Annotated in this window: 23 protein-coding genes; 10 read left to right on the top strand and 13 right to left on the bottom strand. The window is 70.2% G+C overall.

Translation table 11 applies throughout. The features are described 5' to 3' along the window. Positions 1-108 precede the first annotated feature (108 nt). Positions 109-945, top strand: a complete 837-nt coding sequence (locus ACFC0D_RS00205; RefSeq protein ID WP_376429965.1) for an alpha/beta fold hydrolase — start codon at positions 109-111, stop codon at positions 943-945. Between the two features lie 22 nt (positions 946-967). Continuing rightward, positions 968-1,501 carry a WHG domain-containing protein gene (locus ACFC0D_RS00210; RefSeq protein WP_376430345.1) on the top strand — a complete coding sequence of 178 codons (534 nt, stop codon included), beginning with the start codon at positions 968-970 and terminating at the stop codon, positions 1,499-1,501. A gap of 122 nt (positions 1,502-1,623) precedes the next feature. Here the strand turns inward: ACFC0D_RS00210 and ACFC0D_RS00215 are convergent, their stop codons facing one another. Next, entirely contained in the window at positions 1,624-2,601 is a 978-nt protein-coding gene (locus ACFC0D_RS00215; RefSeq protein ID WP_376429967.1) for a helix-turn-helix transcriptional regulator, read from the bottom strand. A gap of 128 nt (positions 2,602-2,729) precedes the next feature. Here ACFC0D_RS00215 and ACFC0D_RS00220 point away from each other — a divergent pair, with 128 nt between their 5' ends. The 4 genes from ACFC0D_RS00220 to ACFC0D_RS00235 all read left to right on the top strand — a co-directional run bounded on the left by ACFC0D_RS00220 (position 2,730) and on the right by ACFC0D_RS00235 (position 6,108). Then, complete coding sequence (locus ACFC0D_RS00220) at positions 2,730-3,470, top strand: NIPSNAP family protein (protein ID WP_376429968.1); 741 nt, start codon at positions 2,730-2,732, stop codon at positions 3,468-3,470. A 47-nt stretch (positions 3,471-3,517) separates the two neighbouring features. Beyond that, positions 3,518-3,898 (top strand): hypothetical protein, encoded by a 381-nt coding sequence (locus tag ACFC0D_RS00225; protein ID WP_376429970.1) that lies wholly within the window; start codon positions 3,518-3,520, stop codon positions 3,896-3,898. Positions 3,899-4,101: 203 nt separating this feature from the next. Continuing rightward, the gene (locus ACFC0D_RS00230; RefSeq protein WP_376429971.1) at positions 4,102-4,482 is read left to right on the top strand and encodes a nuclear transport factor 2 family protein; all 381 of its coding nucleotides are present in this window, start codon (positions 4,102-4,104) and stop codon (positions 4,480-4,482) included. A gap of 87 nt (positions 4,483-4,569) precedes the next feature. Next, positions 4,570-6,108, top strand: coding sequence for a hypothetical protein (locus ACFC0D_RS00235; RefSeq protein ID WP_376429973.1), 1,539 nt, complete (start codon positions 4,570-4,572; stop codon positions 6,106-6,108). A 2-nt stretch (positions 6,109-6,110) separates the two neighbouring features. Here ACFC0D_RS00235 and ACFC0D_RS00240 read toward each other — a convergent pair whose 3' ends face one another. From ACFC0D_RS00240 to rhaI, 5 genes are all read right to left on the bottom strand, one after another. Then, on the bottom strand, positions 6,111-6,659 hold the full coding sequence (locus ACFC0D_RS00240) for a GNAT family N-acetyltransferase (protein WP_376429974.1): 549 nt from the start codon (positions 6,657-6,659) through the stop codon (positions 6,111-6,113). A gap of 79 nt (positions 6,660-6,738) precedes the next feature. Further along, on the bottom strand, positions 6,739-6,933 hold the full coding sequence (locus tag ACFC0D_RS00245; protein WP_376429976.1) for a lactate utilisation protein LutB domain-containing protein: 195 nt from the start codon (positions 6,931-6,933) through the stop codon (positions 6,739-6,741). Positions 6,934-6,942: 9 nt separating this feature from the next. Beyond that, positions 6,943-8,331 carry a rhamnulokinase family protein gene (locus ACFC0D_RS00250; RefSeq protein WP_376430347.1) on the bottom strand — a complete coding sequence of 463 codons (1,389 nt, stop codon included), beginning with the start codon at positions 8,329-8,331 and terminating at the stop codon, positions 6,943-6,945. A gap of 68 nt (positions 8,332-8,399) precedes the next feature. Continuing rightward, the gene (locus ACFC0D_RS00255; RefSeq protein WP_376429978.1) at positions 8,400-10,439 is read right to left on the bottom strand and encodes a bifunctional aldolase/short-chain dehydrogenase; all 2,040 of its coding nucleotides are present in this window, start codon (positions 10,437-10,439) and stop codon (positions 8,400-8,402) included. A 56-nt stretch (positions 10,440-10,495) separates the two neighbouring features. After that, positions 10,496-11,656, bottom strand: a complete 1,161-nt coding sequence (gene rhaI / locus ACFC0D_RS00260; RefSeq protein ID WP_376429980.1) for an L-rhamnose isomerase — start codon at positions 11,654-11,656, stop codon at positions 10,496-10,498. A gap of 405 nt (positions 11,657-12,061) precedes the next feature. Between rhaI and ACFC0D_RS00265 the strand changes: the two genes are divergently transcribed. Further along, positions 12,062-13,654, top strand: a complete 1,593-nt coding sequence (locus ACFC0D_RS00265) for an MFS transporter (protein WP_376429982.1) — start codon at positions 12,062-12,064, stop codon at positions 13,652-13,654. A gap of 32 nt (positions 13,655-13,686) precedes the next feature. On the opposite strand, the gene ACFC0D_RS00270 is transcribed toward ACFC0D_RS00265, so the two are convergent. After that, a complete protein-coding gene (locus tag ACFC0D_RS00270) occupies positions 13,687-14,850 on the bottom strand; it encodes a Rieske 2Fe-2S domain-containing protein (RefSeq protein WP_376429984.1) in 1,164 nt (387 codons plus the stop codon). Between the two features lie 128 nt (positions 14,851-14,978). On the opposite strand from ACFC0D_RS00270, the gene ACFC0D_RS00275 reads away from it, so the two are divergent. Further along, complete coding sequence (locus tag ACFC0D_RS00275) at positions 14,979-15,218, top strand: hypothetical protein (RefSeq protein WP_376429985.1); 240 nt, start codon at positions 14,979-14,981, stop codon at positions 15,216-15,218. Further along, positions 15,218-15,595, top strand: coding sequence for a fic family toxin-antitoxin system, toxin component (locus ACFC0D_RS00280; protein ID WP_329124569.1), 378 nt, complete (start codon positions 15,218-15,220; stop codon positions 15,593-15,595). Before ACFC0D_RS00275 ends, ACFC0D_RS00280 begins: the two co-directional genes overlap by 1 nt. Positions 15,596-15,623: 28 nt before the next feature. On the opposite strand, the gene ACFC0D_RS00285 is transcribed toward ACFC0D_RS00280, so the two are convergent. From ACFC0D_RS00285 to ACFC0D_RS00295, 3 genes are all read right to left on the bottom strand, one after another. Continuing rightward, positions 15,624-16,196, bottom strand: coding sequence for a GNAT family N-acetyltransferase (locus tag ACFC0D_RS00285; RefSeq protein ID WP_376429987.1), 573 nt, complete (start codon positions 16,194-16,196; stop codon positions 15,624-15,626). A 107-nt stretch (positions 16,197-16,303) separates the two neighbouring features. Next, on the bottom strand, positions 16,304-16,714 hold the full coding sequence (locus tag ACFC0D_RS00290; protein WP_376429989.1) for a hypothetical protein: 411 nt from the start codon (positions 16,712-16,714) through the stop codon (positions 16,304-16,306). 18 nt (positions 16,715-16,732) lie between these two features. Further along, a complete protein-coding gene (locus tag ACFC0D_RS00295; RefSeq protein ID WP_376429991.1) occupies positions 16,733-17,185 on the bottom strand; it encodes a MerR family transcriptional regulator in 453 nt (150 codons plus the stop codon). A 55-nt stretch (positions 17,186-17,240) separates the two neighbouring features. On the opposite strand from ACFC0D_RS00295, the gene ACFC0D_RS00300 reads away from it, so the two are divergent. Continuing rightward, positions 17,241-18,209, top strand: coding sequence for an SDR family NAD(P)-dependent oxidoreductase (locus ACFC0D_RS00300; RefSeq protein WP_376429993.1), 969 nt, complete (start codon positions 17,241-17,243; stop codon positions 18,207-18,209). A gap of 195 nt (positions 18,210-18,404) precedes the next feature. On the opposite strand, the gene ACFC0D_RS00305 is transcribed toward ACFC0D_RS00300, so the two are convergent. The 3 genes from ACFC0D_RS00305 to ACFC0D_RS00315 form a co-directional block, all read right to left on the bottom strand. Further along, the gene (locus tag ACFC0D_RS00305; RefSeq protein WP_376429995.1) at positions 18,405-18,863 is read right to left on the bottom strand and encodes a PaaI family thioesterase; all 459 of its coding nucleotides are present in this window, start codon (positions 18,861-18,863) and stop codon (positions 18,405-18,407) included. A 468-nt stretch (positions 18,864-19,331) separates the two neighbouring features. Further along, a complete protein-coding gene (locus ACFC0D_RS00310; RefSeq protein WP_376429997.1) occupies positions 19,332-19,625 on the bottom strand; it encodes a hypothetical protein in 294 nt (97 codons plus the stop codon). Between the two features lie 168 nt (positions 19,626-19,793). Then, positions 19,794-20,099, bottom strand: a complete 306-nt coding sequence (locus ACFC0D_RS00315; protein ID WP_376429998.1) for a hypothetical protein — start codon at positions 20,097-20,099, stop codon at positions 19,794-19,796. Between the last annotated feature and the right edge of the window lie 18 nt (positions 20,100-20,117).

Below are 20,117 nucleotides of genomic sequence, written 5' to 3' on the forward strand. Positions count from 1 at the left end.
TCCCGGTGGGCGTGGAGAGCGACGCGGAGCCGTGGCAGTGGCCGCGTTGACCCGTTCGGCTATTGGTATTAGCTTTAAGCTAATCAAGTTAGCCACTTGGAGGGTGTCGTGACTGAGTACCTTGCCGTCGACAGCGGCACGATCGCTTACGAGGTGGCGGGGTCCGGCCCGCTGATCGTTCTCGCGCACGGCATTGGCGACAGCCGCGCTGCCTACCGTGCTGTGATCCCGCAGCTGGTGGCGGCGGGCTATCGGGTCGCCGCAGTCGATCTTCGCGGCTGCGGCGAGTCCAGCGTCGGGTGGCCGGACTGGAGCCGCACCGCCATCGCCGGCGACCTGCTCGCCGTGATCCGCCACCTGGGCGGCCCGGCCGTGCTCGTCGGCCACTCGGTCTCCGGCGGCGCCGCCACCATCGCCGCGGCGCAGGAGCCCTCGCTGATCACCGCGGTTGTGGAGTTGGCGCCGGTTACCCGCAAGATGTCGATCCGCCTCGGGGACCTGCGGGTGAAGCGCTTCCGGCGGGGCATGCTGCGGCTGCTCGGCACGGGTGTGTTCGGCTCGGTGTCGCTCTGGCGCTCGTACCTCGACGTGGCCTACCCCGGCGTGAAGCCGGCCGACTGGGCCGAGCGGCTCGGCCGCATCGACTCCTTGATGCGCGATCCGAGCCGGATGAAGGCCCTGCAGGGCATGGGCCGCAGCGCCCCGACCGATGCCGGCGCGCAGCTCGGCAACGTCCCCTGCCCGGTCCTGGTCGTCATGGGCGCGCTCGACCCCGACTGGGCCGACCCGCACGCCGAGGGGTCGGCGATCGTCGATGCCCTGCCGTCCGGCCTCGGCCGCCTTGAGATGATCGAGGGCGCCGGGCACTACCCGCACGACCAGTTCTCCGACCAGGTGGTTTCACTCATGCTCTCCTTCCTCCGCTCGACCGCCGCTCGTGCCTAGGGCCGGCCTGGACCCGGCGACCGTGGTCGCGGCCGGCGCCGCCCTCGCCGACGAGGTGGGCCTGGGCAACCTGACGATGGGTTTGCTGGCCGAGCGGCTGGGCGTGCGCACCCCGTCCCTGTACAAGCACGTGGGCGGCCAGGAAGACCTCAACCGGCGCATCGCGGCCCTGGCATTGCGTGAGGCCGCCGACGACATCGGCGGCGCGGTCCAGGGGTACGCGGGCCTCGACGCCCTGGAGGCCGCGGCGCGCTCCTTCCGCGCCTTCGTCCTGGAGCACCCCGGCCGGTACGCCGCGACGATCGGCGTGGAACCGTCCGACCCCGACGATCCGCTGGCCACCGCGGGTCAGCAGCTGCTCAGCGCATTCATGGCGGTCCTGCGCGGCTATGAGATCGCAGAGCCCGACGTGGACCACGCCCTGCGCATGCTCCGCAGCCTCTTCCACGGCTTCTCCACCTTGCAGTCGGCAGGAGGCTTCCAGTGGAGCGCCGACGTCGACGAGAGCTTCGAGTGGCTGATCGCCTTCGCCGACCGGGGCCTGCGCACGCTGTGAGAATGCCGTCGCCGTCGACCGCTTCGACGACATCGGCGGTCCGCCCCGCCTCTGGCCGTGATCATGTACGCGCCAGGCCGTCGAGTCCGGCCCGCCACGCCTCCCGGATACGCGTCCGGACGTCAGCCGAGCCCGTAGGTCCGGGCGAGTGCGTCGACGATGCCGGCCATGGCTCGGCGCAGTTCGGGCGGTGCGACGACCTCGACGTCGATACCGAGCCGCAGCAGCTCGCCGCAGGCATGGTCGGTGCTCTCGGTCGGGATGACGGCCTCGACCCAGCCGTCGTCGCCGACAGCGGTGGCGGTGGATTCAACGGCCCGCACGACCTCGAGGGGCACGTTGTCGGGCAGGCGTTGCAGTCCCCGCGGGGAGAGGCGAACGGTGGCTGTGCCGGTGTAGCGGCGGCTTCGGAAGTCGTCGAGGTAGGAGGCCCAGTACGTACCCAGGTCGAAGTCCCGCGGCCGTTCGAACTGCTCGTCGCTCAGCGCGGCGTCGAGGACCTGGGTGATGCGGTAGGTCGCGATCCGGCTTCTCGTGGCGGCCACGAGGTACCAGACGCCGGACTTGAGTACCAGGCCGTAGGGGCGGACGCGGCGATCCACCTCCTGAGGCGCGCGCCAGCGGCGGTAGCGCACGTCCACCGCACGTCGGGTGAGGACCGCGTCGACGAACAGGGGGAGATGAGGCGTCTCCTCGGGGTCCCGGTACCAGCCGGGTGCGTCCAGGTGGAACACCGCCGCGGTCCGCGCCGCCTCCTCGCGCAGTCCATCCGGCAGCGCGGCCAGTAGCTTCAGCCGTGCCGCCGTCACCTCCGTCGCCAGGCCCAGATCGGCGGCCGGCCCCGGCAGTCCGGCGAACAGCAGAGCCCGCGCCTCGCCCTCGGTCATCCCGGTGAGTCGTGTGCGATAGCCGTCGAGCAACTGATAGCCGCCACCGGGGCCCGGCTCCGCGTACACCGGGACCCCGGCGGTCTGCAGACGCGCCACGTCACGGTAGGCGGTCCGCACGGAGACCCCCAGCTCGTCGGCGATGCCTCGCGCGGACATGCGGCCACGGGATTGCAGCAACAGCAGCAGCGACAGCAATCGACCGGCGGACATGGACTCATTCTCCTCGAAAACACTGACAGCCCCTGACACACGGCCTGTCTACCTTCGATACGAGCCCGGCTCCGCCCGAACGAGCCGGTAGCCACATCCGGTAACGCCCACCGAACAGGAGCCCCGCCGTGCCCTCCACCGACCCCGTCGGCCACCACGCAGTGATCGAGCTCCGCCAGTACACGCTGCGCCCCGGCCGACGGGACGAGCTCATCGACCTGTTCGACCGGGAGTTCGTCGAGACTCAGGAGCAGACGGGGATGATCGTGCTCGGCCAGTTCAGGGACCTCGACGATCCGGACCGCTTCGTCTGGCTGCGCGGATTCCGGGACATGACGGTGCGCCACCGCGCGCTGACGGCCTTCTACGGCGGCCCCGTCTGGGCCGAACACGGACCCCGGGCCAACGCCACCATGATCGCCTCCGACGACGTCCTGCTGCTGAGTCCCCTGTCGGCCGAGACCGGATTCACCGTCTCTCCGGCCCAGCGGCCGCGCGGGAGTGCTGCCGCATCTGACCGGTTCGTGTCCGCCACTGTCTGGTCCTTCCCACCCGGAAAGTCCGACGGCGCCGCACTGATCCGGGACGGCCTCGTTCCAGTCCTACGCACGACGGGGCCCGCGCCGCTGGCCGTCCTCACCACGGAGACGGCGCACAACACATTCACCAGACTGCCGGTCCGTACGGGAGAGAACGTCACCGCGGTCTTCACCGCGTACGCGGACGAGGAAGCTCATCGCCGACACGTCGCCGCGATCCAGGCCCATCCCCTCGCGCGGGACGAGATCCTGCCGGGTATCGGCCGGGAACAGGCATCAGCCCCTCGGATGCTCCGACTGGCGCCCACCGGCCGCTCACTCATCCGCTGATCGGCCGGCCGGCCGATCCGGTCGGTGGGTGACGGTAGTGTTCCGGCGTGACGTCCGTGCCGCGCCGGTTCCCGCCCTACCCGATCCGTGGCGTGCGGGTACGGCATCAACGGCAGAACTGCGCACCGCACTTCGCCCAGATCGAAGTGGACTTCGAGCCCGCGGCCCAGGGCTTCTCGTTCGAGGTGGCCGAGGGGCTGACGGTGGACTACGAACCCCGGGATCGCCTTCCCGGGTTCTTCGCGGCGATCGCCGAGGGGCTCGAGGAGCAGCTGAGCCGCCCCGAGCACGGAATCGTGACCGCCACCCACGTGGTGCTGCGTCAGGTCCGGGCCGAGGAGTTCGGCTCGCACGACCTGGCGTTCAGGATCGCGGGCTACCTCGCAGCCCGCAAGGCTCTGGAGCACACCGAGCCACCGCGCGCCTGAGGGCGGCGATGACGGTTGCGAGGATGGGAGCCGCGGACCTCGCCGGGCCGCCCGGAGCCGGGCCGCCCGGAGCCGGGCAGCCCGGAGCCGGGCAGCCCGGAGCCGGGCAGCCCGGGAGGCGCGTCGCTCGCTCGGCTGCGCTGCCGCTCCCTCATGGGTGCGCCTCTGCCGTTCGCCCGACGCCCGACCCTACGGTGAACACCATGAGCGACCCGGAGCAGAACAAGGACACCGCCAAGGCGTTCTACGACCTGATGTTCAACCAGTGCCGTCCCGCCGAGGCCATCGATCAGTACGCCGGCGACACCTACATTCAGCACAATCCCGATGTTGCCGACGGCAAGCAGGCGTTCATCGACTATTTCGACCGCATGGCTGCCGAGTACCCGGGCAAGCGTGTCGAGTTCAAGCGCGCCTTCGCGGAAGGCGACCACGTCGTGCTGCATTGCCACCAGACCTGGCCCGACGACGAGTACGCAGGCATCGACATCTTCCGCTTCGACGAGAACGGCAAGATCGTCGAACACTGGGACGTCCTCCAGGTCATCCCGCCCACGTCCAAGAACGCCAACACTATGTTCTGACTGTCGACGGTCGGGTCGCACATCGGCCTCTGCCACGCCCGGAAATCCACGAGCCAACGGGGCCGCCGGCCAGGCAGGATGCCCTCCGTGAACCCTGTCCTGCGTGGCCTCGCCGCCAATACCTCACTGCCGTCCGAGCTGGTCGACCGGCTGATCACGGTCGCCGACACCGACACCGACACCGACATCGCCGCAGCGCTGGCCGGTCGCTCGGACCTCAGCCAGGCGCAGGCGGTCGAGTTGGCCTCGCGCTTCGAAGAGAACGCAGGTCGGCTTGCGCACGAGGGCACGCTGACCGTCGCAGACATCGACCCCGTGGCGCAGCCGCACATCGCCCTCGCCCTGCTCCGTGAAGGCGCCGACCGCCCGGAATGGGCGCGCCGCCTCGCGGAGGATCCGATGGTCGAGCGCCGGGCACAACTGGCTGCCTGCCCAGGCCTCCCGCTCGACGTGGCGGAGAAGCTCGCCGTGGACACGGACGTACGGGTCGTCGCGGAGCTCGCTCTGTGGACGACGCCGGAACTCGCTGCGAGGCTCGCGGCCCATCCGCACGCCGAGGTCCGCAGCGGGGTGGCGGCCAACGAGGCAACGCCGCCAGCCGTGCTTGCGGCGCTGATCACCGGCGAGGGGCTGCCTCTCGCGCAGCGGTGCCTCGTCTGCGACCGCGAAGAGACGCCGTTCGTGCATGATCCACAATGTCCTCGGCTCGACTGCGATCTACGGCCGGGCGCGTCCTGCGACGGCTCCCACGACTCCACCATCCTCGACATTCGGCAGGCGGCACTGCGGAACCGGGCCACACCGGCCGAGGCAGTCGTCGACCTTGTCGACCATCCTTCCACGCTGCTTCGCTGGGAAATCGCAGCCCGGACAGACCTGCCGTCGGAGGCATACGAACGGCTCGCCGCAGATGCCAATCCCGGGGTTCGAGCCGACCTCGCCTCGAACTCCGCGATCGACCACGCCCTCATCCGCGTGCTGGCCTCAGACCGCGACCACGACGTGCGGCGCAAGCTCGCGCACAACCCACACGTGCCGCTCGACGTGCTCACCGACCTGGCAGCCACGACCAAGATCGGCCCGACCTTGCTGCCGCGGATCGCCGCCGCCTCTCCCGCAGAGATCGAGGCGTTGGCCGCGTCACCGAACGCGGTGGTCCGGATGCTCCTGGCCCAACGACGTGATCTGCCGCCGGAGATTCGCGATGCGCTGGCCACCGACCCCGATGTGAAGGTGGTCAAGTCCATCGCCACGCATCCGGGCCTCTCCGAGGCCCAGTTGCGCGCCATGGTCGACCGTCATGGAGCTCGGGTCGTCGCACGGGTCGCGACCAACGGGGACGCGACCCCGGCGCTGCTGGAGGATCTGTCACGGCACGAACCGCCGGTGCAGAAAGCGTTCCGCGAGGTCGCACGGCATCGCCATGCCACGGCCCCCGCGCTTCTGGCCTGCCTGGCGGACAAACAGGCAAGGCCCATTGCCGCCGGCCACCCGTCCCTCCCACCGCAAGTCATCGCCGATCTGCTCACCGACGCGGACTGGCAGGTGGCCGAAGCGGCGGCCGCCAACCCGTCGCTACCGCTTGCCGTGATGGCGGAGCTGGTGCCCTGTCCGCCGAGGCCGTAGGGCTACTCGGTCCGAATGGTGTCTGTCGGGACCTCGAAGATGATGTCGAGTCCGTCGCGCTCGTTCCCCCGCTCGCCGACCCGTGTGAACCCGAAGCCCGCGATGGTGGCCAGCGAGGCGTTGTTGTCGGATCTGATGGTGGCCCGTACGGTCCTGACACCGGGTTCGGCAGCGGCCCTGTCGAGCAGCGCCGCCACCATGGCACGGGCATAGCCCTGACGGCGGTACCCGGGCACGACGGTGTAGCCGATCTCGACCACGCCGGCCTCGTCCGGCGGCCCGTGGAACCCGGCATCGCCTACGACGGATCCGTCCGGCTCGGACACCGCGGCCCGTGTGATCCAGGGCGCCACGGACGGGTCCTGGGTGAGCTGGTCTGCGCGATAGCCGAAGATCCAGCGGGCCCGCTCGCCGACGAAGTGTTCGTCGAGGGCGACCCCGGCCTCGGCGCTGCCGCCGGCGAGATCACCGTCGGCAAGCGCCCGCAGCGCCTTTGCGTTGAGCTCGACGAAGCGGACGCGCTTGGGAAGAGAGAGGAGTTCGTTGTTCATCGCGGCGATACTCGCCCAGCACCAGAGGGCTGTCCATCGCTTTACGGCGTCGGCGGGCGCCGTACCCAGCCCAGGTGCATTATTTGCTGATCACACGGCCCGGACCCGGCACCGTCCGAGGGTGGCAGCGGCGGGTGCGCGCGGCCAGACGTCGGCCGGCGGCGAGCCGCCGCGGGTGGCGGAACGCCCACTGCGCGGCCCGCATGGCGGCACGCTCGGCCGCGCGTCCCTTGGCGGGTTCGAGGGTGACCTTGACGCCGACGCGTGCCGCCACCGACGGCGTTCACGCATGGGCAAGTCGTACTTCGGCCGCTTGCCAGGCCGCGGTGCCGCCCCGCGGCTCGTACCGTTCCAACGGTTGTGTGTCTGCGATCAGTTGACGCATCGATGCCAGGTCGCCCACCAGGCCACGGCCCCTGGCCTGCACGAGCACGTTGCCGAGCGCGGCGGCCTCGGTCGGGCCGGCCACGACGGGCAGCCCGCAGGCATCGGCGGTGAGCCGGCACAGCAGCGCGTTGCGCGTGCCGCCGCCGACGATGTGGACGACGTCGACGGGACGGTCGGCGAGTCGTTGGGCGTCCTCGATCGCCTTGCGATGGGCGAGGGCGAGGGAGTCGAGAATGCAGCGGGTGACTTCGGCGGGTGTCACGGGGACCGGCTGCCCGGATCCGCGGCACGCCTCGGCGATGCGCTCCGGCATGCGGCCCGGAGTGAGGAAGACGGTGTCACCCGCGTCGACGACCGAGCGCAGTGCCGGGACCGCGGCTGCCTCGCGCAGCAGTCCGGCCAGGTCCGGGTCGCCCCAGGCGCGTACGCATTCCTGGAGCAGCCACAGGCCCATGATGTTGCGGTGGTAGCGGACGGTGCCGTCCAGGCCGAGTTCGTTGGTGAAGTTGGCGGCGCGGCTGTCCTCCGTGAGCACCGGCGCCGTCAGCTCCAGGCCGGCGAGGGACCAGGTCCCGGTGCAGATGTAGGCGAAGCGTTCCCCGGTGGCCGGGACGGCGGCCACGGCGGAGGCGGTGTCGTGCGACCCGACGGCCGTCACCGGTACGGGACCGGCCAGCCCCGTCATCTCCAGCACCTCGGGCCGTAGGACACCCGCCGGATCGCCGGGCTGACGCAGGGGTGCGAACAGGCTCAGGTCGATGCCGAGCCGGGTGGCGATGTCGCGGGACCAGTCCCGGGTCCGGGGGTCGATGAGCTGGGTGGTGGATGCGTTGGTCAGCTCGGTGCCCTGCTCACCGGTCAGCCAGTACGTCAGCAGGTCGGGGATGAGCAACAGGCGCCGTGCTTGGGTCAGTTGGGTCGAGGAGGCTGCGGCCGTCAGTTGGTACAGGGTGTTGAACGGCGCGTACTGCAGACCGGTCGCCGCGTACAGCTCGGCTGCCGGGACGGTCGCCCACGCCTTCTCCGCGACGCCGTCGGTGCGCGTGTCCCGGTAGTGGACGGGATTGCCGAGCAGAGCCCCGTCGGCGTCGAGCAGTCCGTAGTCCACGGCCCAGCTGTCGATGCCGACGGAATCCACCGCGCCGGCCGCCCTCAGCCCGTCCAGGACTCCCGTGTACAGGGACAGCACGTCCCAGCGCAGTCCCTCGGGCACCCGGACGGGCCGGTTCGGGAAGCGGTGCGCCTCGCTCAGCTCCAGGCTGCCGGGGCCCACGCGGCCGACCATGACACGCCCGCTGGAGGCGCCGAGGTCGACCGCTGCACAGCTCGCCGCCTTCGACTTCACGGCCGCGCTCACCGCAGGAAGGCGGCCGCGACGCCGGCGTCGACCGGGACGTGCAGCCCGGTGGTGTGCGTCAACTCGCCTCCTGTGAGGGCGAATACGGCGTTTGCGACATGCTCGGGCAGGACCTCACGTTTGAGGATGGTCCGTTGCGCGTAGAATTCGCCGAGCCTCTCCTCCTCGATGCCGTACGTCGCGGCTCGCTGGGCGCCCCAGCCACCGGCGAAGATGCCCGAACCGCGCACCACACCGTCCGGGTTGACTCCGTTGACCCGGATGCCGTGCTCGCCCAATTCGGCTGCCAGGAGCCGCACTTGATGTGCCTGATCGGCCTTGGTCGCGGAGTAGGCGATGTTGTCGGGGCCGGCGAAGACCGCGTTCTTGGAAGCGATGTAGACGATGTCGCCGCCCAGTTCCTGCGCGATCATCACGCGGGCCGCCTCGCGGGAGACGAGGAAGGAACCGCGGGCCATGATGTCGTGTTGGAGGTCCCAGTCCTTCGCCGACGTCTCCAACAGCGGCTTGGAGATGGAGATTCCGGCGTTGTTGACGACGAGGTCGACCCCGCCGAAGGCGAGCGCGGCGACCTTGAAGGCATCGGCGATCTGCGCCTCCGAGGTGACGTCGACGGTCACGGCGACGGCCTTGTCCGGTCCGCCCAGCTCGTCGGCCACGGCGGTGGCGTTCTCGGTGTGGAGGTCGGCGACGACGACACACGCGCCCTCGGCCACCAGCCGGCGCGCGATCGCCTTCCCGATTCCGCTGCCCGCGCCGGTGACCAGGGCCACCCGCGTCGCCAGCGCCCCGGGCGCGGGAAGCCGCTGAAGCTTGGCCTCCTCCAATGCCCAGTACTCGATGCGGAACTTCTCCGACTCCTCGATCGGTGCGTACGAGGACACCGCCTCGGCGCCCCGCATCACATAGATCGCGTTGACGTAGAACTCGCCGGCCACGCGTGCCGTCTGCTTGTCCTTGCCGAAGGAGAACATGCCGACACCGGGGACGAGCACGATCGCGGGATCGGCGCCCCGCATGGCGGGGGAGTCGGGCTCGGCGTGGCGCCGGTAGTAGGCGGCGTACTCCTCGCGGTAGGCCGCGTGGAGTTCCTTGAGTCGCGCGATCGCCTCGTCCAGCGGTGCGGTGGGAGCCACGTCCAGGACGAGGGGTCGCACCTTGGTGCGCAGAAAATGGTCCGGACAGGAGGTGCCGAGCGCGGTGAGCCGGGGGTGTTCGGCCCGCGCCACGAAGTCGAGCACGGCGTCGGAGTCGTCGAAGTGTCCGACCTGCGGCCGGTCCTGGGAGGCGATCGCCCGCACATATGGCGCGAGTGCGGCGGCCCGCTCACGCCGCTCGCCCTCGGGCAGCGCCTCGTAGCCCTCGATGACGGGCCCGAAGGGCTCCGGCTTCCCCCGCTCGGCGAGGAACGTCTCCGAGGTCCGGATGATGTGCAGCGAGTTCCGCTCGCACTCCTCGGAGCTGTCACCCCAGGCGGTGATGCCGTGCCCGCCGAGAACGCACCCGATGGCCTGCGGATTGGCCTCCTTGACCGCCGCGATGTCCAGCCCCAGCTGGAATCCGGGTCGCCGCCACGGCACCCACACCACACGGTCCCCGAAGCACTCGGCGGTCAGCTTCTCCCCGTCGGCGGCGCATGCCAGCGCGATCCCGGAGTCGGGGTGCAGATGGTCGACGTGGGCGGCGTCGACGAGCCCGTGCATGGCGGTGTCGATCGAGGGAGCCGCACCGCCCTTGCCGTGGAGGCAGTAGTCGAACGCGGCGACCATCTCGTCCTCGCGCTCGACACCCGGGTATACGTCGACAAGTCCCCGCAGTCGGTCCAGGCGCAGCACGGCGAGCCCGGCCTCGGTCAGCGTGCCGAGGTCACCGCCAGACCCCTTCACCCACATCAGCTCGACGTCCCGCCCGGTGACGGGGTCGGTGTCGGTGCCCTGAGCGGAGGCGTTGCCGCCGGCGTAGTTGGTGTTGCGAGGATCGGCGCCGAGCCGATGGGAACGGGCCAGAAGAGCGGCGGCCTCGGGATGGGGCGTCATGATCGGACTTCCTCCTTGCGTCATCGGAATGGTGCGGGTGTACGCGAGGCGGGGAGTCAGGCGCCCCAGCCGGCCTGGGTGCCGCCGACCCGCTCGGCGGCGATGTGCTGCTGCCAGCCGGAGCGGCGGTAGGCGGCGATCGGGTCGGGGGCGAGCCCCGACTCCTCGCGGAGCTCGGCGAGCAGGGGTCGTACGTCAGTGTCGTAGGCGTCCATGAGCACGGCGTTCGCCGCGAGGACGTCGCCTTCCCGCTGCGCCGCGGCGAGCGCGTCCCCGTCGACCAGCAGCGCCTTCGCCGTCGCCTCCTGCACGTTCATCACCGAGCGGATGATGGCCGGGATCTTGGCCTCGACGTTGTGGCACTGGTCGAGCATGAACGCGACGTCGGAGGTGAGACCGCCGCCGCGCACCACCTCGTACATGATCCGGAAGAGCTGGAACGGGTCGGCCGCGCCCACCATGAGGTCGTCGTCGGCGTAGAAGCGGGAGTTGAAGTCGAACCCGCCGAGCCTCTCCTCGCGCAGCAGGGTGGCGACGATGAACTCGATGTTGGTGCCGGGCGCGTGGTGGCCGGTGTCGACGACGACCTGGGCCTTGTCGCCGAGCTTGAGGCAGTGGGCGTAGGCCGTGCCCCAGTCCGGTACGTCGGTGGTGTAGAAGGCCGGCTCGAAGAACTTGTACTCCAGGAGCATCCGCTGCCCCTCGCCGAGCCGCTGGTACACCTCGGCAAGCCCTTCGGCGAGGCGGTCCTGGCGCTGACGGATGTCGTCCTGGCCGGGATAGTTCGTGCCGTCGGCGAACCACAGCTTCAGATCGCGCGAACCGGTCGCGTCCATGATGTCGACGCACTCCAGCAGATGATCGACGGCCTTGCGCCGTACGGCCGCGTCCGGATGGCAGATGCTGCCCAGCCTGTAGTCGTCGTCCTGGAACGTGTTGGAGTTGATCGCTCCGAGTTTCACGCCGCGCTCTCCGGCGTACTTCGCGAGCGCCGTGTAGTCGTCGACCCTGTCCCAGGGGATGTGCAGGGCGACCGTGGGGGCCGCGCCCGTGAACTCGTGCACCTTGGCGGCGTCGGCCAGCTTCTCCTGCGGGGTGCGGGGCACGCCCTCCTGGGTGAACACCTTGAAACGGGTCCCCGAATTCCCGTACGCCCACGAAGGCGTCTCCATGGCCTGGGTCTTCAGCGCGGCCTTCACCGCGGCAAGGTCGGTCACTCGAGGGCTCCTCCGGCTCGGCGCTCTGAAACGATTCAAGCGGAAGCTAGGCGCTGGCTGCTGAAGGTGTCAACCCCGCCTGACCGCAAGCCCGATGGCAGGACTCGGCAGTGCACTCGCCGCAGGGATCCGCCTCACCGGCGCCTGGCCCCTGGTGGGCGCGGGCGCCGCTCACGAGGCCGACGGCACGGCATCGCACGTCTCGTGTCGGCCGGTGGAGCGGGTGCCGGCCGATGCCGACATCCGGGTGCCGGCCGATGCCGACATCCGGGTGCCGGCCGACGCCGACATCCGGGAGGCGGCGCCACCGGGGTCGAGGAGGGCAGGCGACGGGCAACTCACGCCCACGGTCGCGGCGCGTCGCCCCGGCATGCACGTGCGACGGTCCGGGGAGATCATCCCTACATGGTTGGTACTTCCACACCGTCCGGGCCGCCCGGAGCCGCGACCCCGCAGGCGCCCCGTCAGAAGCTCGCCCTGGCGGCCATGCTCTTCGCGGTGTCGATGACCTTCATCGACCAGACCATCGTCTCGATCGCCGCCCCGAGCATCACGGACGAGCTCGGACTGTCCGCCTCCGGAATGCAATGGGTGGTCAACGCCTACCTGCTCGCCCTCGCCGCCTTCTTCGCCCTCGGCGGAAGGCTCTCCGACCTCTTCGGGCACCGTTTGATCATGCTGCTGGGCACGCTGCTCTTCGTCGTCTCGTCCGTCCTGTGCGGCTGCGTGCCAGCCGGCGACTTCGCGCAGACCTGGCTGATCATCTTCCGTGCCACCCAAGGCCTCGGCGCCGCCCTGATGTTCCCCGCCGCGCTGGCCGTCGTCGTCGCCGTCTTCCCCGTCGACCGGCGCGGCCGGGCCCTCGCCCTCTTCTTCGGGCTGTCCGGCGCCCTGACCGCCATCGGTCCTCTGCTCGGCGGCTGGCTCACCCAGTGGACCTGGCGTGCGATCTTCTGGGTCAACGTGCCCGTCGCCGTCGTCGCGATCGTGCTCACCGTGCTGGCCCGGATCCCGGAGAAGCGCCGCCCGGAACGGCTGGACGTCGTCGGCGCCGTGCTCGTCGCCGCCGGCATGGGCCTGAGCGTGCTGGGCTTCCAGCAGGCGTCGGCCTGGGGTTGGAGCAGCGTCGCCACCTGGGCCTGCATCGTCGGCGGTCTGGTGATCCTGCTGCTGTGCTTCGGCTACGAGAGGCGTACGACGCACCCGCTGATCAATCTCGATGTCTTCCGGGACCGGGCCTTCACGGTCGACAGCCTCGTGCTGTTCTTCGCGATGCTCGCCTTCGTGCCGGTGTTCTTCTTCGCGTCCGTGTACGCCCAGGTCTCGCTGAGCGCCTCGCCGAACCAGGCCGCGCTGTTCCTGCTGTACTTCTTCCTCGGCTTCGGCCTCGCCTCCCAATGGGGCGGGAAGATCCTGGACAAGCGTGGTGCCCGCCCGGCCATGGAGATCGGCTGTGCGCTCGGTGCGGTCGGCTTCTTCCTCTGGGCCCAGAAGCTGACCGACCTTTCGATGCACGACCAGTGGCCGTACGCGGCCATGGCGGGCGCGGGCATCGGATTCCTGCTGGCCCCCGCATCCACCGACGCCGTCAACCGCTCCATCGGCGCCTCGTACGGCGAGGTCACCGGGATCACCCAGACGATCCGTAACTACGCGGCTGCCGTCGGCATGGCCGTCTTCGGTACCGTCCTGACCCACGTCTCCACGGACCGGATCGCCGCAACGCTCCAGGAACGCGGTCTGCCACCGGCGGAGGCCGAATCGACGGCCGGTCAGGTCGCCGAGGCGATCACCGGCCACCCGGACGGGCAGGGCCCCACCGGTGACGGGCCGGTGGCGAAAGCCCTGCAGGGCGCGGGCGACGCGATCCGCATGGACTTCGCCGAGGCCAACCAATGGGTCTTCTACGGCATGGCGATCGCGCTGGCCGTCGCCTTCCTGTGCGCATTGGCGCACCCCGGGACGCGAGTCACCGAGCAACCGCCGCAGAGCGGCTGACCCCACGTAGCTCCGCGAGCTCCGCCGGGGCCTCAACCATGGGTGGGAGACGACGAGAGACCTGCGCTGCCGCCGCATGCCCCAGAGGTGGCTGCGGGTGTGCGGCGGAGCGGGACACCGTTGGACCGCAGCATGTCGCGGACATGGAGGATCAACGGGAACACCTCCTGGTTCCAGTCCGCACCCTGCTCGTCCCAAGCACGCTGTTCTGCCTCGACGGCCATCCGGTCCTCGGCGAAGACCCGCTCGGTGAAGCGCCGGATCAACGGCCATGCGAGATGAAGGGCCCCGGGGATGGACGGTTTGGCGATCGACAGCAGCCCGAAGGTGTGGTTGACGCGCTGCTCGGCATCCTGGGGAACGTAGGCCGCCCACAGCGAGAACGCCGGGAGCGTGGCATTCTCGGGGACCGCTTGCAGGGTCTGGTAGGGGTACTGGGAGCGGACGGTGACGACGTCGGGCGTCGAGCCGCCGCTCATCCCCTCGGCGGACAGCAGGCCGGCACCGCGGTCCTTCCGGCCCCCGCCCGGTACGAACAGGTACCGGGCCTCGACGAAGTCCGGGCCCGTGTCGTACCCGAGGAGCTTCGGCTGGATTCTGCCGAGCACGCCCCGGTGCAGGAACTGGTGATTCATGTCCAGCAGATTCTCGTGCATGAACGTGTAGTGGCAGCGAACGGTGCGGGAGAAGGTCATCGTCCTGTGCCCGGGGGAATGGAACGCGGGCAGCTCAGGGAGCCCGGATCCGAACGCCTTGTCGGGATCGCCGGGAAAGACGAAGACGAGACCGTACGCCTCGCGGACCGGATAGGCGCGCACACCGCGCGGCGGCCGATCCGTCCCCTTCGGGAGATAGGGGATCTGCGAGATGCGGCCGTTCCCCCGATAAGTCCAGGCGTGATAGCAGCAGCGCAGCGCCTCGCCCTCCACGACGCCCATGCTCAGCGGTACCTGACGGTGGGCGCACCGATCCTCCAGCGCGTAGACCGTCCCGCCCTCGCCCCGGTACAGGGCGATCCGCTCACCAGCGAACACGGCGGGAAACGTTCCTCCCTTGGGGACGCTGCCCGACACCGCCACCGGGTACCAGAAATTCGGATCGATTCCCGTGCGTCGAAGGTCGGCGACCTCTTCCGAGCTGCGATCCGACCCGGCCGGCATCGTCCCATCACCCCTGTCAGTTCGGGCCTCGGTCATGTGCTGCTCCCTCGCGAACAGGCCAGGCTCTTGCTCATGCCTTCCCCTGCGCCGCGCCGGGCAGGCTCCCCCCACCGAGTGACAGACGGCCTGGCAGCCAGTCGGTAACATCTGTTACCATGCGTGTCATGGCGAAGACACAGCTGGGTGCGCGAGTGGATCAGGACGTCGCGGAACTGGCGAAGAAGCGCGCCGCGGACCTCGGTCTGAGCGTCGGTGACTACCTCGCCCGCCTGGTGCAGGACGACGCCAGCGGCCTGCGCGCCCGCGCGGTGGACGCCGCCGCCCGGTTCCTCGCCGAGCACCAGGACGTCTTCGACGAAGCCGAGAACGCACAGCAGGCGTCCCCCGGGGTGCGCGCCGCCTGATGGAACTGCACATCGACATCCCCTGGATCCTGCAGGTCGCGGAAGCAGCCGGGGCGAACGATCCCGCCCCCGACGACTACGGCGTCCCCGTCGCCGCCGTCGCGCGCCACCGCGCCGAGATCTTCGAGCAGTCCGTCTACGACAGCCCCTACGCCAAGGCCGCAGCCCTCGTACACACCTTGGGCCGCTGCCGCTGGCTGGAACGATCCAACATGGCCGTCGCCGCCGCCACCGGCGTCATGTACCTGGAAGCCGCCGGTATCACGGTCAAGCCCACCCGCGACGACGCCATCGCCCTCAAGGACCTCCTGATCGACCCCACCTGCACCGTCGGAAGGATCAACGCGCTGCTGCGCACCTGGTCCCGCGCGAACTGAGGACGTTGGCGGCCGAGACCTCGGCGTATCAGCGCAGGTCGAGTCGCATCAGCACCCTCGGAAAGCCGGCCAGCACCGAGGTGGTGTCAGCGGCATGGGTGAACCCGGCACGCTCGAAGTTCTTCCTGATCCCCGCGTACGCCATCGTCATGTCGACCTTCGCGCCACCGCTGTCGATCGGGTACGCCTCGATCACCGGCGCGCCGTGCCCGCGGGCGAACTCCACCGCCCCGGCGATGAGAGCGTGCGAGATGCCGCTCTTGCGATGGCCGGGCCGCACACGGATGCACCACAGCGACCAGACCGGCAGATCGTCGACGTGCGGGATCCTGCGACTGCGCGCGAACGACGTGTCCGAGCGCGGGGCCACGGCGGCCCAGCCGACCGGCTCGTCACCGTCATAGGCCAGCACCCCGGGAGGAAGCTGCCCGCAGCACAGCTCGGCGACGTACTCACCGCGCGCCGGCCCCCGCAGCTCCTGGTTGAGCTTCGACGGGATCCGATAGCTCAGGCACCAGCAGACATTGGCTCCGGCCGACTTCGGGCCGAGCACAGCCCGGACATCCTCGAAGACCGAAGCAGGTCGAACCTCGATCGCCATGCCCACCACGATGCCACGCCCCGCAAACCGATGCCGCCCGGCGGGCGAGGCCTGCCCGCTCCCGGGGAGATGTGTCCCGCTCGACGCGTCCGACTGATCTCGTGACGTCAGGTCTCGTACGGGTTGAGGCCGACGCTGTCCGCTCCCACGGTGATCTCCACCCACGTCCTGTCCCTGTCGCGGGGGACCGGTGAAGCGAGGTCGAACAGCACGGGCCAGGAGCCCAACTGGAGATGGGCGGCGCCATCCGGCGTGAGCAGGAGGAGGCCGCGCATGACGACCTGGGCACCGTCCTGTCGGAGCCCCGGCTCGGCAACAGAGGTCGGCCGCGCGTTCTCGCCCCAGTCGATGTCGTCGTCGACGGTCCATTCGACGAGGTGGCGGCCGTCCGCTTCATGCGGATCGCCATGCCAGAGCACGACGGCGACGCCGATCGGCGTGTGAACACGAACCGTCATGTGCCGCCCCGACGCCTGCGGCAGGCTCTCCGTGCGGACCAACATCACTGCGCCTTCCATGACTTCATGCTGCCTGCGTCAGGCCGGCTGGTCCCGCTTGTTCCTGTCTCCGCCCGTCGGGTCCCAGAGTCCGTCGGCCTCGCCGCGGGCGAGGTGCTCGGCGTAGACGCCGACCTTCCAGGCGATGACGGAACGGCACTCCTCCAACGCATGGATCTGCGCGTCGACGCGCTGCCGATGGGTGTCGAGCAGCCGCAGCCGTTCCACCTCGTTGCCCGGACCGTGCCGCACCAGCTCGGCGAAGCGCTTGAGGTCGGCCAGCGGCATCCCGGATTCACGCAGCTTGACGCAGATCAGCAGCCAGTCGACATCCGACGCGGTGTACCGCCGCCAACCGCCGGAGGTGCGCCGGACCGGTCCGACCAGCAGGCCCTCACGCTCGTAGAAGCGCAGGGCGTGCACGCTGAGCCCTGTCCGCTCGGCCACGTCACCGATGCTCAGTGGCTCCGCAGAGGTCTCGGGAGTCGCCATGCCGGCCAGTCTAGGACTTGATCTAGACCTCGCTCCAGATCGTAGCTTCGACGGCATGACCAGCACTCATCAGCAGCCGCTCGGCTCCCTCTTCTCCGCCACCAGCACCGCCGAGGACGTCATGACCGGCCTCGACCTCTCCGGCACCAGCGCCGTCGTGACCGGCGGCTACTCCGGACTCGGCCTGGAAACCACCCGCGCCCTCACGGCAGCCGGGGCCCAGGTCATCGTTCCGGCACGCCGACCCGACATCGCCCGCGCCGCGCTCGCCGATGTGGACGGCTGCGAGATCGTCCCCATGGACCTGGCAGATCTCGACAGCGTGCGCGCCGCCGCCGCGCTGATCAGCGACTCCCGCACCGGACTCGACCTCTTCATGGCGGTCGCCGGAGTCATGGCCACCCCCGAGCGGTACGTCGGACCCGGCTGGGAGAGTCAGCTCGCCGCCAACCACTTCGGGCACTTCACCCTCGCCTGCGAGCTCTATCCACTCCTGGCCACCGCCGGTGCGCGCGTCGTCGTCAACAGCTCCGCCGGACACACCCTGACCGACATCCGCTGGCACGACCCGCACTTCCGTACCGGCTACGACAAGTGGCTGGCGTACGGCCAGGCGAAGACCGCCAACACCCTCTTCGCCGTACAACTCGACGCCCTCGGACGGGGCGACGGCGTCCGGGCATTCGCTCTCCATCCGGGCAAGATCATCACCGGCCTTCAGCGGGAGATGACGCTCCGGGAACAGATCGAACGCGGCTGGGTCGACGCGCACGGCAACGTGATCGGCGCCGACTTCAAGACGCCCTCCCAAGGCGCCGCCACCGGTCTGTGGGCAGCCACGTCCCCCCTCCTCGACGACCGCGGCGGCCTCTACCTCGAAGACTGCGACATCGCGCGCGTCTCCGCCCCCGACGCGCCGATGGACGACGGCGGTGTCCGCGCGTACGCCATCGACCCCGACGCGGCCGCACGGCTCTGGGACCTGTCCATCACCGCGACCGGCGCCAACCCGATCACCCGATGAACCCGCGCGCGGCCCGCACCGAGCCCCAGTGATCCGGCCACCATCTCCGCCTCCCTCCGCACCCGAGTCCACAGGCCCGAGTCGAGGGGGCTGTGCGCGGGCCCGTACGGAAGCCTGAACGCGCCGCCGCACGCGCCGTGCTCCCCGACCTCGGCGTCGAAGGGGCGTGACGCGACGGTGCTCGACGTCGCGGGCCTACTGTTCGGGCCTGTTCACGCGGATGAGTGTCTGCTGGCCGTTGGCGACGAGCTTGCGTGCCCCGTCCTCCTGGACACCGACCACCTCCAACTGGCACACGGTCAAGGTGCGTCCGGCCTTCAGCACGGTTCCGACCGCCTCAAGGTGGTCGCCAGTGGCTGGCGCGAGAAGGTTGATCTTGTACTCGACGGTGAGCACCTCGGTGTCCTCGGGGAACAGCGTGTAGGCGGCGTAGCCGCCGGCGGTGTCCGCGACGGCGCTGGTGGCGCCGGCGTGGAAGTAGCCGTGCTGCTGGGTCACTTCGGGCCGGCTCGGGAGGACGATGTGCACGCGGCCGGGGCCGATGTGGGTTATCCGGGCACCGAGGTGCGCCATCAGCCCCTGGCGATCGAAGCTCGCCTGGATGCGCTTCTGCGCTTCGGGGCTCGCCGGTTCGTGCTGCGTCCGGTCGTCCATGCGCTCTCCTTCGTATGCGTACAGGGCGAGGTGGGCGCGTCGGCCGGCCAGATGTTGCACCAGCAGGACCCCCGATGGTGATCATCATGCACCGGATGCGAGGGTGACCGCTTGGGGCCGAGGGCCTGGCCTTCAGGACGGTGCGGGCCGGCGCACCGACGGCGAGGTGGAGCAGCGCGCAGGCCGTCCCGCGGAGTGTGCCGAGCAGCCCGGTCTGCGCGCCCACCGGCCAACCGCCCGCGGTATCGATGAGGCTGTACGACCGGCGGCCGGCCACGCTGCCCGGCGTCCAGCGCCTGAACTCCCCGCTCGTCATGGAGAACGTCACATCGCCGACCGGCCGCCGCCGGAACGGCGGGTACGGCCACGGAGCGCACCGCCCGGCCGACTATGAGGTGTGGCCGGGTGGGCCGAAGCTCCGTCGAGTCCAGTGGGGTGATCCGGTGCCGAGTGCTGCTCTGCTGTCGCTCAAGCGGCGGCACCCGGCGCCGAGGGGCTCGCCTCGGGACTGGCCCCCTGTGCGGGGCCGACGACGCTGAGAGGGATGCCCAGGTGCTCGCACAGCCGCCGGGCGCGCGTGAGCGCGCTGAGAGAGGCCGGCGACGGATCGAACGTGGGCAGCTGTACGCGGACGTGCCGAGGGCGGTGGGCGTGGACGAGCGCCTCGGTTTCCAGGGAGGCCGCGGCCCGGGTGGTGATGTCGAGGTCGCGCAGCAGTGTCACGTGCAGGACGCCGTCCTCGATGGCGTAGCTGATGAGCATGACGGTCTCCTTCTGTGCCGCGTCCCTGCTGGGCGGGACGTTCCATGCCCAACGGGGGCGGCCCGGGAGGGGCCATCGATCATTGTCCCGGGTCGAGCGGACTTCTGCACGCCACGGAATTCCGCGTGCGATGCAGCTCCCGCGCGGGACGCTGATCTGCGAAGGGATTCAGGCGGCACCGCGATTGCGGGCCGTGGAGCGCGGGGCGTGGTCGAGATGGGTGATCCAAAGAGCCCCGGCTTCGAGCTGATGCAGGTCGAGTCCGGTTTCCTGACTGAGATCGGCCATGCTGATGCCGTAGTGGTGCCGTGCCATGACCTGGGTGATCTTCGCGAACCACAGCTCCGCCTCGTGGTACGGACGGCCTCGTACCTTTTCCTCGAGGCGCGCGAGGTGCTCGCTGCTACAGGCCAGCAAGGGGCGCCGGCCGTCGTGACGGGGGTCGTGCGGGTCTACGTACGAGGAATCAGGCACACGTCCCTTGTGCGGGTG

Origin of the sequence: Streptomyces sp. NPDC056222 (genome assembly GCF_042264065.1) — a bacterium.
In the GTDB taxonomy this organism is placed as follows: domain Bacteria; phylum Actinomycetota; class Actinomycetes; order Streptomycetales; family Streptomycetaceae; genus Streptomyces.